Below are 20,679 nucleotides of genomic sequence, written 5' to 3' on the forward strand. Positions count from 1 at the left end.
TTATTTACTATTCTAATTATTATTACTTATTCTTTCGGGCTCTTACCTGACAATCATTTTAAGATTCATATGCCCGGACGCTGTTTCCAGAACAATGACATAGACTCCCGGAGCAATAGACTTATTGTAAGGAATGTCATATTCCTTTTGTCCCGCGTACTTCTTGTCACTGACTGTATTCCCGGTACCAATATTGATAATGCGCAGGCGGATGGCGCTGGTCTTGTTCAATGTAATCTTCACATTAAAGTTGCCGTCGTTCGGGTTAGGGTATACATAATATTTCTCAATAATAGATTCCCCGAACGCATCATCCTCTGTTCCATCCCTGTCTACAACAGTGATCGTTTTGAATATTTCCTGAAAACAATCCCCTTTATGAGCTCTGAAGCCGATCTTGTAATATCCTGTTTCAGAGAACAGAACCCTGGCATAATGCTCATCCATCTCAACGACTTTTAGCGAGTCGGAGTCTTCAATCAACCATTCCACATTGTCAGGGTTTGGATTGCTGATATTGGCTATTACTACCGTATCTCCTGCAAAGACTTCTGTTGCGACGAAGATCTCAGAGCTAATATCTATATTTTTTACATTGATGTTAATTTCATCCGTAGCCTGACATCCTTTACTATCGGTTATTGTAAGTTTATAAGTTCCCGCTTTATCGACTGTAATTTCGGACGAAACAGCATTGAATGAATTCGGGCCGGTCCAGCTGAATTTTGTTTTCGTATCTGCAACAGCAGGTGCTAAGGTCAGGCTCTGCCCGTTACACAAAGTACGGTCTTCTCCCAGATATACCGTCAAGGGTTCAGGATCGGATAGGATAAAGTTATCTGTATATGTGCAGCCGGCTTTGTCGGAAATAACCACCGTATATAATCCGGCTTTAAGATTATTCAGATCTTTGCCGGTAGTTCCCGTATTCCATTTATAAGTATATGGAGTCGTACCGCCTGTAACTTGTAACTTAATACTTCCGTTATCCGCCCCGTAGCATACAGGGTTTGTTGTTACGGCAGTAACTTGTAAATCTGCAGGTGTCGAAATTTTTGCGATAGCTGTGGTTTCACATCCCCTGCTGTCGGTAATAAAGGCATAATACCTTCCTGCAGGCATATTGCTTACATTCGCCGTCTTATCCCCGGTGCTCCACTGGTAACTGTATGGCGCCGTACCGCCTGTGACGCTGACGGAAACCGTTGCGGTCTGTCCGCAGGTAATGCTTGTCTCAGTAGCTGTAGCCTGCAGCAATTCAGGTTGTTTCAAATTGTAATTGACCGATACCGCATTTACAATGCGACTGTAGTCTTCTATTTCGACTTTATAATTGCCGGTGGGTATATTGGAGAGAATGCTGTCCCGTTCTTTGGCAAGCAAGGTATATCCTGTTCCCGGTTCTTCCTTATACCATTTATAGACATAAGGCAGGCGTCCGGCCACTGGGTTTTGTATACCTCCTGTGGCATGAATGATAAGCTGCCCGTCAGACATGCCGTTGCAGGATATAAAATGGGATTCTTCCACGCTTGCCAGCAACTCATCGGGTTCAGAGATAGTATAAAACTCCATAACTATACAAGAGGCATTAGCCTCCGGATAGGCTCCTGCATAATTCCTGTCTTTTACTTCTATGGTATAATTTCCTTTCGGTATATTATTCAGCAATGAAACATATTTACCGTTTTCAATAGAACCTGTTGCAGACAAGGTTTGACCTATATTATTCTTCCAAATCACATTATAAGTGTTGTCCACATTTGGCGTACCTCCTTCTATTGTAATCTTTATATTCCCGTCGGAGCGGCCGAAGCCCGAAGCATCGGTTTTAGACATGCCTGAGATCGCTAACGGTGTGGCAGGTTGAGCCAAGGTGATTTCGTGTATATCTTCCGAGTTTATCTGCGCGTAACATTCGTTGGCATCCTGTATATAGACACTATAGGTTCCGGAATAAAGGTTGTCTATCAGGAAGGTCTTATGATCCGGATTGACGGGGTATTCTATATAGTTGGCTTCTGTTCCCGCCTTTTTACAGAAGAGCCTGTAACTTCCTGTTCCGCCTGATACCTCTATCCTGATAAAGCCGTCGTTCAGGTCGTGGCAGGAAATATCCCGTGTGGTTAATACAGTGGTTAGTAATGTTGGTTGGGTAATTTCAAAAATTCCGGATTCGATGGTATTGGCGGTGCGGCTGAAGTCTTCGATCCTTACCTTATAGAATCCTGCCGGACGCTGTTCTAAAATGCTGTCTGTTTCATTCGGGATAAGCACTGCATTACCGTTTTCTATTTTGTACCATTTATAGCTATACGGGTAGATTGTCTGGAGGTTAGGTACTCCCCCTTTTGCATGGGCAACCAGCGTTCCCGTAGCTTCTCCGTGACAGTAGATGCTGTCTGTCTGTACCAGTTGTACAACCAGAGGATCGGGCTGGGTAAGGATATAAGTAGCTGTCGCATAGCAGGTATTAGCCATACCTCCATAATTGTTGTCCCTTATCTCTACAGTGTATGTTCCTTTGGATTGGTTTTGTATCTTTGAGGTAAATACACCGTAGGCATCAAAAGCGTCAGTGCTTGTTATTACTGTACCGGAGCTATTCTTCCAGATAATATCGTAGTACGGTGCGGAGGTATTCATCGTCCCTCCGGCTACTTTGATTGCTATTTCTCCATCAGAACGCCCAAATCCGGATACATTGATTCGGTTTGTTTCTGTAATGGATAAAGGAGCCATCGGCTGGGTTAATATAATTTCATAGACATTATCTCCGTTTATTTTTGCATAGCAACTGTTTGCATCAAGAATATATACATTATACTTCCCATGATAGAGGTTATCCATATAAAACGTATTATCTCCCGTATTAACCGAATATTCCCTATATGCGGTATCTGTCCCTTCCTTTTTGCAAAAAAGTTTATAACCTCCCGTCCCTCCGGATACACTTATATGGATAAACCCTGTGTTTTCGCCATAACATCCTATATTCCGGGTTGTAAGCATTGTAATAAGCAATGCGGGCTGTGTGATTTCAAAAACTGCCGACTCGATGGTATTGGCCGGGCTGCTGGCATCTTCGATCCTTACCTTATAAGACCCGGCGGGACGGTTTGACAGGATGCTGTCGCTTTGATTCGGGATAAGTGTAGCATTTCCATTTACAACCTTATACCATTTATAGTTATACGGCATGCTTGAGAAACTGCCGGATACGCCGCCTCTTACATGAGCCACGAGCTGCCCCGTTTCTTCTCCAAAGCAATAGACTCTATTTGTATTTTCCAACTGTAAAGTCAATGCTTCCGGTTGGATAACCGTAAAGCTTGTAGTTACATAACAGGCATTGGCCACACCTGTGTAATTCCTGTCTTTTATTTCTACCGTATAAATACCATTGGAAAGGTTTTCTATCTTCGAGGTAAAGATATTGTCCGTTCCTGTCGATTCGCTGCTTGTTATCGTTGTTCCCGAAGCATTTTTCCATGTTATATTGTAAAACGGCGCTGACGGATTAGGTGTTCCGCCTTTTACCTGTATGGTAATGCTTCCGTCGGAACGGCCGAAACCGCTAACCGGTTTTACAACAGTATTGCTTATCTCCAGAGCCTGCGAGGGTTGGCTGATAGTGATTTGCGCAACGTCGTTTCCTCCTACCGGGGCAATGCATCCATTAGCATCGGTAATGTATATCCAATATTCGTTAACCGTAAGGCTATTCAGGGTAAATACGCTTCCCTGCGGATTTAACGGCTGGCCGTAGGCCGCGTCGTCTTTTAATTTGTAATAGAGCTTGTATCCTCCGACTCCACCGGATACTTCAATACGAATCGATCCATTATTGCCTCCGAAGCATGTCACATCCTGTTTGGACAAGCTTGAGGCTAAAACTGCCGGTTCGTTCAGGATAAACTCGTTTTCGGCTATATTTACAATCCGGCTCCGATCTTTGATTTCAACCTTATAATCGCCTTTGCCCAGGTTCGGGGCAATGCTGTCGGTTATAGGTATGGTTTGGTATGCGGTGCCGTTCTTTTTATACCATTGGTAGGTATAAACCTGTCCGGGTTCCAGTATTCCCCCGCGGGCGTGGGCAACCAATTCTCCGTTTGTATCTCCGTTACATAATACAGCTCGCATATCTTCGATGGTTACAATCAGTTCTTCGGGCTGAACGATTGTTATCTCATCCGTAAAGGTACAGTTATTGGCGTCCTTAATCTCTACGGTATAAGTCCCGGCAGGGATATTCTTAACTGTCGTCCTGAATTTTGCTCCCGAAGGATCGTTCTCGAGGGTTGTAACCAGCTGGTTAGTAATTTTATTTTTCCAGGTGGCGGTATAACTGTTTCCTGTTAACGGTGTTCCCCCATCGCCTTCCAGTGTCACTGAACCGTCGCTCCTGCCATAACCCGAAGGTTTCGTGGAAGCCTGGAAAGCAAAATCCAGCGCTTTAGCAGGCTGGGTAAGGGTTACTGTCCGGATAATGATGCCGTCTACATCACGAAGTTCGCAGTTATGGCTGTCTGTAACATAGTATTCGTAAGTTCCGGGTTGCAGATTGGACAGGATGGTTTGGGAGGAAGAAGTAAAAGCTGTTGCCGTATAGCTTCCGCCCTGTCCGCGCCAGTGAAGGGTATAACTGCCATCACCGCCGGAAGCTGCGACGGTAATAGAGCCGTTATCAGCTCCAAAACAGGTGATATTGGACGAACTGGCTGTCGAATAGGCAAGGAGAGGAAAAGGTTCTATTTTTCCCGGTTTTTTATGGTCCGGTCCGTCGGAGTAAGTCGTATTGCCATTGTAAATACCTGATACCTGTATCTCATAATTGCCTGCATCCAGGTTGTTTAAATAAAAACTGTTATCGCTGTTCAAAGTAGAAATTGAGATATCTCCTAATGTTGAGGTTGTCAGGTTCTTGTAGTATATTTGTAATTGTTCACCGGACAATAAGGCTCTGTCCAACTGCACTTTCAGTTTCCCGTTTGCTGCGCCGACGCAGATTTTGTCTATAGCTGTAACACTCAGAATACGGGGAGCGGATTTACGGATACTATAAGAAACGGTAGCCGATACACAGTCATTGTTACATGCGACCTGTCGGAAATCGACAGATTGGCCTGCATAATTCTCGGCATTATTTCCTAATATATCTTTAGCATTAATTGTAATAGAAGATTGTCCATTGTATTGGGGTAAGGATACCCAGCTAGAACCAGTTATACGGTATTGCCAGTTATACTCTGCATATTTAAAATTGGAATGAGAATTGATAGTAACCCTTTCTTCTGTCGGAAGAAAGTTATTTGATGGATCATTATCTACAATAACCAGTTTAGGCCTTATATAAAGCGTAAACGAGGAATTCCAAAGACCCTCACCATCCGTATCTTCATTCGTAAATTGGGTAAATTGAAAAGCCAATGTGTAACAAGATACATTTAATCCGGAATTTAGGCTACCAGAATTATGCGGTCTGGTACCACGACAACTGCTGCGTTGATACCTCGTTGTTGAAAAAAATAACTTGGTGATATTTTTGTTAGCACTGAAAGTGCTTAATGTATTACTCTTGCTAAAGTTTTGCCGAGGAGAGTTTTCTCCATATTCAGTGTCAAATATTTTCTTAACCTCATTTCCTGTACTATTATTTAAAGTCATTTCCACATATGCACGTCCACAATGGTGATTGCTTGCACCCTGTAACCAACCTATAAAATAAACTTCATACATTCCTACAGGTGCTTGCGTCTGGGAGTACAAACCGGTTATATTGACTGCCAATAAAATAAATAGAAACAATTGCTTTTTCATATATTTTGTGTCAGGTTTTTTAAGGTTAATAATCAACAACAATCGTCTTAGCTTTCGACATCCGGCCTTCATCTGTAATATACAGGATAGTATAGCTATAGTGGTTTCCGGGAGATACTATTTCGTCTGTAATCCGTGTTTGGATTGACTCCACCTCCTTCCATAAAGCTGTTTTTTCATTTTCAGCAGCTTTATAAATCCTATATAGTTTTGCTTTCTCATGCTTTTTCCACGACAGTTCGATATAGCCTTTATTAATGTCCGCATATGAAGTAAAGCCTGCTACTCCCTCCGGTATGGCATCTGCCGTGATATCCACTTCCAGAGGCTGCGGGGAAAAAGATTTCTTCCCGTTTACGGCAGTAGCGACCAGGCTGTAACGGTATTTTCCCGCTACAGGGATTTCATCCGAGTAAGACGTTGTATTATAATCACCTGAAAATACTGTCCTGGTATATTCCGGGTTGTCAAAATTCGTCCGGATCAGTTTATAGGTTATATCCGGATGTCCGGGGTTTGGGGTCCATTCAATAGCAACTTTATTATCCGACAATAATTTATACCCGGTAATAACAGGCTCGTCCGGGGTCTTATTATTGGGCTTGGCGGCTTTGACCGGCATACATGGTTCCGATTCATTATAGCGCTCATCGATAGCTGTCAAGCTGTAATAGACATAGCTATTACCCAAATCAAGGGAAAGCGTATCGGCATAATGGTTTTGAGTAATAAATTCCGGTGTTATGGATGATTTCTCCTCGTTTTCCGTAAAAGAACGCAGGATGCGGTAACCCAATAAGTCCGGTTCCTGATTTGCACTCCAGGATAAACAGACAACTCCCGCAGAGTCTATTTCTACTTTCAATCCTGTGGGGACAGCAGGAGGAATGGAATCTACCTGCCTCAGCAAAAACGGGAAAGACTCGGTTTTACGGCCATCATTGACTTTTACCTGTAATTTAACATACGATCTGACCTCGGTTAAGGGAAACTCCAGTTCCCTTTTATCCAACGGGATATTGTCTAATAGAGACTGATATTCCCCGTCTATATCTTTTGATGCCGACAGGCTGAACTTTTCAATCTGGCTGTTGTCCTCACATTCAAATTCCCAGTAAATCTTTGCACGGTCCTTATCTGTGAAATCCCCACTGTAAATATAAGGGATACAACTTAAAGCTTTTTCTCCTTTTCCGCTGACTTCTCCACTGTAAGGCCCCGTCTCATCGAATCCGGTCAGCCCGGTTATGCGGTAAGTATAAAAAGTTTCATTGTTTGCCAGACTGTCGGTATAGAAAACTTCCTTCATTTCACCGTCGAGGGCGGTAACGGGCAGGTCTGTTATCTTTTTAAAAGTTCCACCCTCTTTTTTACGCTCGATATGGTAGGAATGGTAGGTATCCGACAACAAGGTATAGTTCCATGATAGCATGACGGACTTGTCTCCAAACAGAGCATTTAACCCGATGGGCTTGGGCAGTTCCTTTTTATCTTCCAATCCTATATAGACAGCCGCGGTATCTCCCTGTAGACTTTCAGGACGGTTCAGGTAAATACGGTACAGGTAACGCTCGTTCTCTTTTACCGTATTATCCGTCCATGCCCAGCCGGCCAATACTGCTGCCTTATAATCGTATTCAGCCATAAAGACCGAAGTGGAAAAACGCTGTTCCAACTCGTTTGCCTGGTTAATAATACTGCCGATATCATTATTCCCCGAAGCGCTGAGCTCAAAGTCTTCGCCGTAAAAAGCCTGTGCGATGACGGCTGCATAATCCGACTTATTAGCATATTCTTCCCAGTCTGCCAAAGCTCGTGGTTTTAAGTTCTCCACAAATATTGTCTCTCCGGGAGTTTCCTGCCACCTGTTATCAATCATTACAGTGTAGCGCTTGACTGTATATCCGTATTTAATCCCGTCAGACCACGCCCTTGTATTCCCCGGAGACCAGCGAAGTTTTATTTCATTCTTATCTGCAACAAAACCTTTGGCCCGGAAATTTTCTATTGGTGTAGCGGTGGCATTATATTCCTGAGCTGATAATGTAATATTATTCTGTACAAACTGTAACAAGAATAAATATATAATAAGTTTTTTCATCATTCCGTAATTCTATAAATGTGTAAGATTATTATCGCCAGTCCAGTGTATTTATATAATCCATCTGCCTGTTAGTTCCCGCTTTTCCACCCGGAAGGTTGTACCGGAAGGTTGCTTTATAGTTCCCCTGCCTGATAAACAAGAAGTGGCTGTTGATCAATGGCATCAGCGGCTGCATGTTAATACCCTTATCGAATGAATTCACTGCTTTTGTCCTCAGTTCGTAATAGTCTTTACTGTAATAGTAAGGCAGTTCATATACGAACGGCAGTATCTTCGACATAAAATCGTTAAAGGCATCCCCGGATATATAGCCCAGGTACCCGTCATACAAAGGGAAAGCCTTGGACGGAGGTACGCCGTACTCATTTACATCCCTGCCGGTAATGGTAATGCCTTTTTGTGGATACCAGTTATAGACTAAAGGCGCAATATCCTTTGTGTAATAATCATTATCCATCGCCGCTTCCGCAGATACCAGAGGTGCTCCTGCGGTATATCCGTTACCTGTAAGCTCCGCTTCATCGAAAGCTTCGTAGCTATCCCTCGATTTAAGGAGCAATGAGCGTACATCTGTATTTACATAACGGGATGTCGGTTCCATCTGTAATACAGACAGTTTTTGGCCGAAAGTATTGTATTGGCTTGTCCGGAAAGGGTATTTCAACACTTCCAGTACGCCGTCCTTTTTAATTTTTTGTGCAGCCTGCTGCATATAGTCTACAGAGAAGGATTCTCCGTCTGCATCGGTCAATGTGTCGGTCGTTTTCCGTGTTTCTGATGTTTGTCCGGTTTGCCCTCCTGCGGAGGCGGCAAATACCAGTTCATAGTCTGTCTGGTTTACGACATTAGGCAGGGAATAATTAATACGTGAATCCGAACTGCTATATCTGAAAGCCGCCTTTGCCATATTGCCGTTTTTCGCTGAAAAATTGGCGTCATACTCGAAGTTATCAGGAAACAGATAGCTTTGCCCTTTTTTTAGCTGCACATAGCCGGCATTTACCTCTTCCTTAAAGAAATTCCGCTGTCCCACAACCGGATAACAATATGCGATATTGGTAAGCGGGATATAATTGGGAGCGCCGCCTGTCTTGAATGAGGCTTCCTTCGACTCCCTGGCTATATTCCCGTTTTGTGAAACCACAGACCAGCTTCCCCCTTTGTATTCTTCAAAATTTACAGATACGGATACTTTCATATCATTATACGGAGGCAATATCTCTTTTGACTCAAATGTGGCCGCATCATTAGCCTTATTCATTTTCACCTTACCTTCAACCTTTTGGTTTTTGCTGTCCGTTATAGAGAAGTCGGCAAGTTTTATCCGGTAGGATTTAATATTCCCGCCTTCATCCTCGATATCGAAAGGTTCTCCCAAAGGCATATTGAAGGTAGCCTGCGGAGACAGGAATACATCGACATCCGTATCTCTGTCATAGGGGGTCAGGTCGGCGATTAAAGGCATATCAAGCGGGGAGCCGTCTCCATTGATAGCGACGAGCTTACAGTCATTGCCGAAGCTCATTTTCATTTTCATATTGGCTTTGATAAGGCCTCCAAGTACATTCAGCCTGACGGCCAGCTGTCCGCCTATCCAGGTCGGATTAGGCAAACGCGCCTGTAATAATGCCGCGGCAGAGCCTTTAATAATTGTGATTTTCTTTTTGATAAACAAGAGTTTGATTTTTACCCCCAATTCGCCCGACAAGTAAGCGTAACACTGTCCGTTGGCATACCACCCGTCCATTCCGACAGGGGTATTGCTTCCTTCGCAGGCATAGTTACTCATGTCACGGAGCATAATGTCAAAGCCTGCCCCGGCCATAAAGCGGGCATACAGGATCAGAAAAGTCATATCCCCCGTATCGAACGAGAAGCGCGAGCCGAAAGCGACTCCCTTGCCCGCCGCTGTCAGGTCCGGGCTTTTCATATAGTCCGCCTCCTGCGGAGTGATTCCCAGTATATCAATAACTTCGTTGGGAACGATCGGGTTTTCCAGCTTGTCGCCAAGCATAAAATAGGATTGCGTACTCAAGGATAACGGCCCCAGTCCCAGTTTTAGCCCTACCGGATTATTGGGCGTGCCTACATGAATATACCAACTCTGAGGAGAACAGTGGAGTTTGGCCCAGCCTGCCTCATTATTGTTGCCTGTCCCGCGCAAGATGCCACCCGGCGCATAGACCATCACCCTGAAATCGGCATCGAAGGTCTTCGAAGGGAAATCATAGTCCATGGCCATATAGGCATTGATTGCCCCTGACAGTTTAAGGTCGGGCAATATCTTTTTAGTTATATCCGAGCCGGACATATTGCCCGGCAGCTTATCCGTTAAACTGTTGCTGATATTTTCAACCTTTGCCTGCGCATTCTTATGCATGTCACCGAGCTTGCCCAGTTTGCCGGTCATATCAAGCGGCGACATAAACTGTGCGCTGCCGTAAAAGCGGATATTCTTTATTCCCCCGGAGGACAGGAAGTTCATTTCAAAAAGGGCGTCTCCGTTCAGGGCCAGCTTGCTTCCGACATGATATGAAACCCCAGCCTTCAGGCCTAATGATACTTTGTCATCCGGCGCATAGGCCTGGAGTTTGCTTCCTCCGGCAGGCGACATCCGGTAATAAGCGCCTCCGGTAAACCCGTTCAGAAATACCGGGCCTACAGGGATACCTGTTCCTTTGAATTCTGCCTGCCCTTCTACATACCAGTAGCGGAAATCCTTATTGCCGAAGACGGAGGTAACCCCTACTTTCAGGCCTGATGATAATGCACCGAAAGTCGCCTGTATATACCCTCCGAAATAATTCCCGTATATGGGGTGGTCTTTTTCTATCCGTATCTCTCCATCCAGGCTAAAGCCGGCCAGTTGCGTGTTTTCAAGCTTGATAGCTCCGATAGAAAGCCCCTTGAATCTCCAACGACCGTTCGTATACTGCGAGGCTAGTTCCAGGCGTCCTCCTGCCGCTATTTTCTCCTGCATCAGGTTGACTTTGATATCGAATCCAAGCGTAGCCAGGTCGCTAGCCGTTTTAAAGCGTATATCGCTTATTGTGACAGGAAAATTGTTCAGTTTGACTTCCCCGCCGTATTCTACGGATTCCACCGAAAAGTAAGGGGATTCCGTCGCGAATACGAGCTTTCTGAAAACGACCTGTTCCATTTTAAGACCGTCTTTATCGATACCCATCGAGCCGTTTAAAACGAGCCTCGGGCTAAAACGCCTGTCCTTCACCTGCATTAACAGGTAGGAAGTCGGATCAAGGTGCATTTGGGCTTGTCCGAATATGTCAAAAGAGAGGTTTTCTCCCAAGCCGACCTTGAACAAGTATTCATTATTGGATATGTATGCTTCATAAGGACGCGGCTGGCTCTTCTCCGAGATGGGAATATTGATCTGTCCGCCAAAACCAAAACCTTTGATATTATTCGCTAACAATGACAAACGGAAATCTTCTACTGAGAATCCCCAGCCCGAAGCGTCTCCGGTTTCCAGCGATAATATATTTTTACCTGTGATATCACCTGTGATGCCATTCTCGTCTATCAGCAGGTGTGATGCTTCCAGGATGATCCTTTTTCCCGATTGTTTATTCTTAAACTGTTCCGGAAGAGTTAATGTAAACCGGTCAACATACAGACCCCGCCATAAGTCGGGATCGGGTAATGTAAAATATTCTCTGAAATATTGAGGGTCAAGAGTAAATGATACGGGATTTTTCAGATCACTTAAATCCAATGTCGCCCTTGACAGGCTGAACTCAAAACCTTCGGCTCCTTTTATTTCGAAGGCCGGAAGCGAAATTTCCGCGATCAGGTCGTTCCAATCATAGATAACGGTACGGAAACTGCTTGTTACGGGTTTATTCTTATTCGATACCAATACAAATGTATTCGGGTTTAATACGATATCGGCATCTATAGATAATTCTTTGAAGTTGCCATTACAGTCCAGGGATACATAGGTATTGGATTCAGCCCTTCCTGTACTGTCATTCAGGCTACCTTTGAAAACGATATCTCCCAAATTACCCAAAGAAAGGGGAATATTATTTAATAAGGATAATTTAACATCTCCAACTAAATCGCCTGTATTGGTTATTTTAACATCTGTGGCTCCGAATAGTAATTCTTTATCTTTAGCATTACCGGATTGAGGAATGCGCATCTTCATCAAAAGTGTTAATTCTCCATACTGATTACCGAAACGCACATTAGTGACAGCAAGGGTAAAGGGGATATTTCCGGCTATCTTCTTTATTCCCACAGGCAGATTGTAGGCTTTGCCGACCTGTTCACCTGTTCCAATACCCAGGTTATCAATGAATCGGTTCTGGGACTCGATAATAGCAAAGTCTTCCTGTGCCCTGTCTGCTTTTAATAAGGGCTGAGAAATAAGACTTACTCCAAAATAAAAGAAAAACAGAGTAATAAAAAGGACTTTTTTATTTAACAATAATATAGATAAAGGGAACGGCATATTATGTAATTCTTGAGTTCAGTGTTTGGTTATTTAAGATAATTTTTCATTATCACGGCACAAAAGTCAAAAGTAGTAAAAAATTTTAACAATTATCTTTTTTGTAAAAAAAATTAAATTAAACTTATTTTGAATGATTAATATACCACTCTGATTCTTTGTGAAAGCAATTTTCTATACCTTTATCTTCTTTCTGATAATTAATAACCTTCATCACTTCATCTTTGATTATTGCTCTTTTGATGGTTTCTTCGTGAAATTTTGATACTTTATACTTCTTGAAAGGATAGAAGCCTGATTTAACAATCCCTTCTTCCATAGCTAAGTTATAAACGGCTCTAAAGGTTCTAAATCTTATGCCAATGGTATTTTCAGATTGAGCCCTTTTTCTCAGCTAAAGTTCATACCTCTTTAGCCACTGTATATCTATTTCAGAAAACAATATTTCAAGATGCTTATTAAATTTTAATAAGGAGTTATAAACCTGCTGTATAGATTCAGCATATCCATACCTCTTTTGTTCCTTTGCTTTATAGAAAGGGGATTCTCCATTCTTGAAGGTTGTGAATTTGTAGCAAATCACATCAATGTTTATGCTCATTTTGGTTAACACAATTTAGAACACAAACGAATATTTTATCCAGTATTTATACAAAAAAAGAGTTACATTTCTGTAACTCTTTGATGATAAATGCTTTAAAAGTGGTGCCACCAGGAATCGAACCGGGGACACAAGGATTTTCAGTCCTTTGCTCTACCAACTGAGCTATGGCACCAATGTTTGTAGTTTTGTAGTCTTGCGTTTGCGTGTGCAAAGATAGGATATATTTTACATTTACCAAAAATATCGTATAAAATATTTCAATATAAAGAAACAGTGCAAACAGAACATAACATAATTATCTGATTAAAAACAATTTACACTAAATATATCCGTCCATTTTGTATTATCCTCTCCCCTATTTATCGTTTCCTTAGCTAATATTATCCCTCAATTTCTTTAAAAAAGTGACAAAAGTAACAGTTTCTTCCATATTTTATGAAGTATTACTTTTCCTCCCCTATCGAGTCCCAACCTTGAGCCTTTAGTTCAATTTCGGTTCCGTCACGGGTTTCCATCACAAGGCCTAAACCCTCTTTTGTTATATGTCCGATGATATGGGCACCTTTTATCTTCGATACCTTATCATGCAAATACAAAGGTACCGTAAAGAGCAATTCGTAATCCTCACCTCCATTCAGAGCGACCGTCGTCACATTCATATTAAATTGTTCCGCCATCATGGCCGTCTGATAATCTATCGGGACACGCTCTTCATAAATATGGCATCCAACCTTACTTTGTTTACATATATGCTTCAACTCGGAGGACAAGCCATCCGATATATCAATCATCGATGTCGGTACAATGCCTTCTTCTGCCAGAAACTTTACAATATCTTTACGGGCTTCCGGTTTCAACTGGCGCTCAAGTAAATACTCTTTCCCTGTAAAATCAGGCTGAAAGTCTTTTTCTCCTCCATATACTGCTTTTTCACGTTCCAGTAATTGAAGCCCCATAAAAGCTGCACCTAAATCACCGGAAACACAAATCAGATCCGTCTCTTTTGCACCATTACGATAGGATATTTTACTTTCTTCACCTTCACCAATACAAGTAATGCTGATAGCCAGACCTGTAAGTGATGCGGATGTATCTCCCCCTACCAAGTCTACGCCATACTCTTCACAAGCCAAACCAAGCCCTTCGTAAAATGTTTCCATATCTTCTACCGAAAAACGTTTCGAGAGACCTAACGAAACTGTTATCTGTTTAGGCTGACCGTTCATAGCATAAATATCAGAAAAATTGACAACAGCCGACTTGTATCCAAGATGCTTCAATGGCACATACATCAGGTCGAAATGAATACCTTCGAGTAAGAGATCAGTGGTTACCAATGTCTTTTTATTACCGTAAGACAAAACAGCGGCGTCATCTCCCACTCCTTTTTCAGAGCTGGTATTCTTTAGTTCAATATTCTTTGTCAGGTGATCGATAAGGCCGAATTCACCCAGGCTTGCTATTTCTGTTCGTTTCATTCCTTCAGATTTTGAATAATACACAAAGTTAGATATATAAAAGGCAACAAAGGTAAATAAGTTCTATAATCGGCTGATAATAAATATATAAACCTACTTTTCAAATTCAGCAAGTAACAAACCAGTAACAAAAATGCAAAAAGCAATATCAGTCCGGTAGGTTACTGTATGTAAAGGTACTTTTCTTTTCCGATATTACAAACTACTATTCTTTTGCTTTCCGTGACATCATTATACAGGCAATAGCCAGAAGATAAAAAAAGAAAACCGCAGTCAGTTTGTTAGTCCGGCTTATTCCTCCCGAACCTGACCGTTCAGATGCTTAGTATTCAAACTATATTCATAAAAAAATTAACAAAACCCTTTTTTGTTAAAAAAATAACATTTACATTTACCCCTGAATCGGATTTATATCGCAAGCGGCGAGTAGTCTGGTTTTATTTATTGAATTAAATAAAGAGACATTATAACTATCCTTGTTTAAGAATCTGACAATTTTTTTACTGAAAAGGATGGTAAAAAATGTTCCACATCTTTTATTATATACAAGGGGTGTGGGATTGTCTGTTTATCTTTTCAGGTGGGCTTTCTCAGAGCCTTTAAACAGGATAAATTATAACAGTTCCCATGCCTCTTTCTTTATATAACCTTAATCCATCCGGACGGGGATCGCCGGATAACCTGATACAATGAAAACTACTGTCGGCTTTACGGCTGTTATTCCAACTGCTTCTTCCCGTTTGCGACAAACGGACATTTTTCAGGATAGCAGTTGATTTTACTAACTTTCATACTTATGGCAGCAAGCTATATGCAACCTGTCCGTCAAACCATTCATACGGGTTTGACAGGAATTTTCTATTAAAATAATATAAACATTTAATTTATAATGACATATGAGAATATGCATACTTGTTTTACTATCATCTGTAGCTGTATGTAGCTACGGACAGTTGAATACAGCCCACAACCATTACCGCCCGGGCGATGTGTTAATAAAACAACAGGTCGAATATACCGATCCCGGCAGTTCCGGAGGAAACAAAACCTGGGATTTCAGCAAGCTCAAAACCATCAACCAGGAATATACCCTAACCTATGATTTGCCACCACTGGAAGGCGATTCGGTCTATATCGTGGGGGATATGCGCTATAATAAGAAAAATATACAGGAAAACAGACTGGTTACAGGCACAGAGCATAATACGATGTATTATTACCGCCTTACAAACGATTCCCTGTTACAACTGGGCCATGAAAACCCATCCGTAAAATTGGCTTATACTTCCCCTATGACACTGATGCGGTTCCCTTTGAATTACGGGCAAACTGTTTCATCCGCTTATAATTCGGAAGGGCTGTATTCGGGAACGGTAGATATCCGTACACAAGGAACTATGACAACTGCGGCCGATGCCTACGGTAAAATAATCCTGCCTTCCGGGGATATATTAAGTCCTGTATTAAGGGTAAAGACAACGCAGACAATTTACGATATTCCCAGAGAAGGAAGTTTCATAGTAAATGAGACTGATAATACGGGTAAACAGTTAGAGACCTGCCGCTGGTATAGTAAAGGCTACCGCTATCCAGTCTTTGAAACAGTAAGGAATATCAACCTTTCGGACAGCTCGGAGATATTTTCAACAGCTTTCTTTTTCCCTCCACAAGACCACCTGTATCTGGATACCGATCAGGAGAATTTAGCCCTGCTGGATGAGTTGTGGAATATGGATGAAAACAAGACAACAGAAAATTCGGATTCGACAGCAAAGATCGCAACGATAGAAGATTATATCGTTTGTGAGTTATACCCCAATCCGGTTGTATCTACCCTTAACCTAAAATATGAATTAAAGCAGGATGCAAAGGTCGCTTTTGAGCTATATTCGATAGAAGGATTGTCTGTAAAGAAGATAAAGGCTCAATCCAAATCAGCCGGAACATATTACGAAAGTATCGATTGCAGTAGCCTGCAACCGAAGAACTATGTACTCAGAGTGATAGCTAATGAGTTGTTTGTTAATCAAGTGATTATTAAAAAGTAAAAGATTATGATACCGTATTTATCGATATACAAAAAAATAATATTGGCTATATTATTGTTACTTACAACGGTCGGGAAAGCGCAACAAGTTACGACAAGTGAAGAAAAATATAAAGTTACCCCAGTTTCTCCTAATACAGCTTCGTTAGGAATGTATGGGCACACGCCAATAGGGTACTATACAGGCACTCCTAATATTAACATTCCTCTATATGAGATAAATTTAGATGGGAAAAAAATACCAATTACCATTTCTTATCACGCTTCCGGTATTAAAGTATCTCAAGAGGCGAGTTCTATTGGGTTAGGATGGACTCTGAATATAGGAGGGTGTATCACTAAAACAGTATTAGGAGGAGATGATTTTAAACCAAATAATACAGCTTATAAAGGTTTTTACGAAGATAATGTCTCTTTAGCTAAAATGGATAGTACAATCTTTGCATCCAAAAAAACAACAGGAAATGTGTATGGTAAATATTATTCATATCTTGAAGGATTGGGGGATTCTGAACCCGATATGTATTATTATAATTTTGCAGGCTATTCCGGAGAGATGTTCTTTGATCGTATAAATACTGTATATAAAGGACATAAAAATACAAACACAGCAGCTAAAGCAATTTTACAAAGCCCTAAAGAGTATATAAGCTTTTTGTACAATCCTTCTACAGAAGTATGGTCTGTTAAAGATATTAATGGATATGTTTATGGTTTCAAAGAAGTTGAAACATCTGCGACATATTCATTTACGAGTGGAAGTAGGTTGACATATGATGAACAATATCTCAAAGGATTACAGCTTTATCAGATGATGTCTAATGTCACTACGGCATGGTATTTAGAATATATTGAATCTCCTCAAAAAAACAGAGTTACATTTGAATATCAGGAAGAGTATCTATATACTCCTGTGACTTTAATTGAAAATGTATATCTCTATGACGGGACGCAACTTATGGAGTATATAAGCTATGATGTCGATCCTCAGGGGAGTAAAGTGAGTTTAAAAAGAAGTTATGAAAAATATACTTATTCATATAATAAAATAAAACAGCTAAGGCCCACGAGGGTTTCTTTTGATGGAGGCACTGTCCTAATCAATGCTGATGACAGGATTGATCTTGAAAAGGTACCTAATGCCAATACTCCTAAAAAAATAACATCGATACAAGTTAAAAATAATTTGGATCAACTGATTAAATCATATTCTTTTTTATACAGCTATCGAGGGGGCGATAATTATATTTCCTCGAGACTTTTTTTAGATAAATTGAGTGAAAATTATGACGGAAAAGAAGCTGTTTATACCTTCAAATATAATGAAGGAAGCTTGCCTGCAAAAAACTCATTAGAGACAGATTTTTGGGGATATTATAATATGGGGCAGATTGAAGGAAGCCCGACATCTTTTGTTACAGTACCATCCATTAGCTCGATAGGAAAGATGCATTATGGAAGGAATAAACGACCTGTTCCGGAGCTGCTTCAGAATGGTATACTTACGCAGATTCAATATCCAACAGGAGGTATAACCGAATTATACTACGAGCCTCATGATATTGATTTATTTCGTTCCTATCTAACAAGCTCACTTGTATCAAAAAGTATTGTCTCAAAAGCATATATACCTGCTAGTGCAAATGATAGATGTAAATCCCCCGCAAATACAAGTCCACAGAAATTCTATGGCGATGAATTTGTCATCGAAGAATATACTGAAACCGCAGAGTTGGATTTTAGAATAACAGACCTGTGCTATTCATGTACATGTAGCGATCCTCCTGGAATAGCAAATGAAATCTATGTTCGGCTTGAAGCTTTTAATGGGACGAATTTTGTTAATTATAAGGATATTTATAAGACAGAACCAATGTACTTCTTAAAATTTTATCATTCTGAAATGAAAAAATCCGGAGGGACCATTAATAAAAGTAATCAATCGGCTTTCAAGGGCCTTCCTGTCGGAAGATATAGGTTGTGCGTTGATGTTAGATCTTTATATTTTGTCGATTTTCAAATATATGCAGCAGTAAAATATTTGAAAAAAGAAGAGCGGAAAGACGAAATACATGCAGGAGCCGGCATACGGATAAAGAAAATAATTGATAACGGGTCTGGTCAACGGGAAGTAAGGACTTTTACATATTCGAAAGCAAATTTAATGTATCAACCAACCTTCAATGAGTATCAGATAATTGCAGCAGACTATTTTATCATTTCCCCACTCAGGGGAGGAAGTGCCAGCACAATCACTCCGGCGAGTAAAAACGTTGATAGTAGAGAATATCTTTTAGCTAACACCTCATCAATAGTTCCTTTTAGCAATGCAGCCCAAGGTAGTATTGTGGGATACAATTCTGTTACAGAGATTTTTGGAGAGAATGGAGAAAATGGAAGTGTTGAATACAATTTTATTAATAAAGCAAATACAACCATAGGAATGGCTGCTCAAAGCTATATTCCTTTCTTCCCAACAAGAAAAAACTACTTAAATGGTTTTCCTTTAAATACAACGAGATACTCTAAAAATAAAGAAATAGTAAACAAAGAAATATACAATTACACAACCAATAATATAAAGGATATTACCGTATTCAAAACCCATGTACCATCACCATTGGCTCCAAGCCATGGGGCTTTTTTCGGTTTTTACAATATCAACGTAGAAGAAACCACCCTTGGTGATAAAACTATCACTTCTTATATAAACGGCCAAACAGCTCAGACCTCAAAAACGAATTATACATATAATTCCGATTATCTTCTTGTTGCATCAGAAATAACAGCAGACAGCAAAGGGAAAGAAGTCAGCAAAATAAATAAATATCCTTTTGATTATACAGATAATATTAACAAAGGAATGGTAGATAAGCATTTAATAGGTGTTCCCATTGAAGAAATTACGGCTATTAACTCAGAAGTCGTTTCTGCCAGTAAAACTGCATATAAAGACACGTTAGGGCTGTATTTCCCGTCAAAGACCTATTCCTTTAATTCTAATACCCCCCAATCGTTATCGAACTATTCTAGTTATTTCAAGAATGATTATACATTTATTAAATATAATAATAAGGGAAAACTATTGGAATTGATTACTCCGTCTCAAATACTTATATCCTATTTATGGAGTAGTAATAATTTATATCCAGTAGCTGAAATAAAGAATGCGACATATGCTCAATCTGTAAATGCCTTCAAAGACTATAATCTTTCAGGCACAGGTATTCTTGATCCAGATAAAGAAAAACAAGTAAGAGCGATTTTAAAAGATGCTCTTGTGACTACTTACACCTATAGACCACTTATCGGACTATCAACAGTTACCGACCCATCAGGAATAACAACTTACTATGATTACGATGCATTCGGGCGATTGAAAGAAACCTATATTTATAAGGATAACATTATCGCTCCTGCCAATAAGCAAGCTGTGCAAAAATATGAATATCATTACCAGAACCAATAAAAACTAACCATTATTATGAAAAAGAATATTTTAATTGTCCTGTCACTTGTAATGACAACAATTATATATGCTCAAGACCAGACTGTAAACGGAAATCTTTTACAACAACTAAACAATCAGTGGCTATCTCCAGCTAAACTACAATTAGGAAGAAGCAATACTAGTATGGTAGAAAACAAAGCCGTCATAGGAGTAACAAACGGGAACTTACATTTGGACTCCTATCCGGGATATGGATTATATTTGAATTATTACCAGAAAGATAGTAATTCCGGGAATAAAGGGATGATGATATCACCAAATGGTAATGTTGCTGTCGGCACAAGTTCCCCTCGTGCACGTTTCGATGTTGGCGATTTATCCCAAAATACCCTAAAATCCGTATTAGGCCGATTGGGCGAAGGCGATAATGAGAGTGATGGCACTTACTTGGGGGTGAAGTCATATCGTACACAATCTATTAATGGGGAGTCCTTAATTAATGTAAAATCGTTTAGTCTTGAGCATAAATTCTATGGACTTACTAATAGCAGTATTAATTTCTATAGGGGATGGTCTAAGCAGGGTGGTTCTTTAGGTATTTCTGTCTATGATGGAAGGGAGATTGCCCGTTTTCATTCGTCAGGGATTGATGTCAACGGAACCATCCGTTCTAAAGAAGTCAAAATAGAAGCCAC

The 20,679-nt window shown here is 40.7% G+C and carries 6 protein-coding genes, 1 tRNA gene and 2 pseudogenes; 3 read left to right on the forward strand and 6 right to left on the reverse strand.

Annotated features, from left to right (window positions below; genetic code table 11):
- Positions 1–42: 42 nt before the first annotated feature.
- The 6 genes and pseudogenes from B3317_RS12535 to thiL form a co-directional block, all read right to left on the reverse strand.
- Complete coding sequence (locus B3317_RS12535; protein ID WP_291112067.1) at positions 43–5,823, reverse strand: T9SS type A sorting domain-containing protein; 5,781 nt, start codon at positions 5,821–5,823, stop codon at positions 43–45.
- Positions 5,824–5,848: 25 nt separating this feature from the next.
- Entirely contained in the window at positions 5,849–7,927 is a 2,079-nt protein-coding gene (locus tag B3317_RS12540; protein ID WP_291112069.1) for a fibronectin type III domain-containing protein, read from the reverse strand.
- Between the two features lie 28 nt (positions 7,928–7,955).
- Positions 7,956–12,404, reverse strand: coding sequence for a hypothetical protein (locus B3317_RS12545; protein ID WP_291112071.1), 4,449 nt, complete (start codon positions 12,402–12,404; stop codon positions 7,956–7,958).
- Positions 12,405–12,528: 124 nt separating this feature from the next.
- Positions 12,529–13,005: pseudogene (locus B3317_RS12550) on the reverse strand (phage integrase SAM-like domain-containing protein).
- Between the two features lie 102 nt (positions 13,006–13,107).
- Positions 13,108–13,180 (reverse strand) — tRNA-Phe (locus B3317_RS12555).
- Between the two features lie 271 nt (positions 13,181–13,451).
- Positions 13,452–14,486, reverse strand: coding sequence for a thiamine-phosphate kinase (thiL, locus tag B3317_RS12560; RefSeq protein ID WP_291112074.1), 1,035 nt, complete (start codon positions 14,484–14,486; stop codon positions 13,452–13,454).
- Between the two features lie 896 nt (positions 14,487–15,382).
- On the opposite strand from thiL, the gene B3317_RS12565 reads away from it, so the two are divergent.
- The 3 genes and pseudogenes from B3317_RS12565 to B3317_RS12575 all read left to right on the forward strand — a co-directional run.
- Positions 15,383–16,534, forward strand: coding sequence for a T9SS type A sorting domain-containing protein (locus B3317_RS12565; protein WP_291112078.1), 1,152 nt, complete (start codon positions 15,383–15,385; stop codon positions 16,532–16,534).
- Positions 16,535–16,540: 6 nt separating this feature from the next.
- Positions 16,541–20,002: an RHS repeat protein gene (locus B3317_RS12570; RefSeq protein WP_291112080.1), complete on the forward strand. Its 3,462-nt coding sequence runs from the start codon at positions 16,541–16,543 to the stop codon at positions 20,000–20,002.
- A gap of 15 nt (positions 20,003–20,017) precedes the next feature.
- Positions 20,018–20,679: pseudogene (locus B3317_RS12575) on the forward strand (hypothetical protein); the annotation flags it as partial.

The organism is Dysgonomonas sp. UBA7710 (genome assembly GCF_002482385.1).
In the GTDB taxonomy this organism is placed as follows: Bacteria; Bacteroidota; Bacteroidia; order Bacteroidales; family Dysgonomonadaceae; genus Dysgonomonas.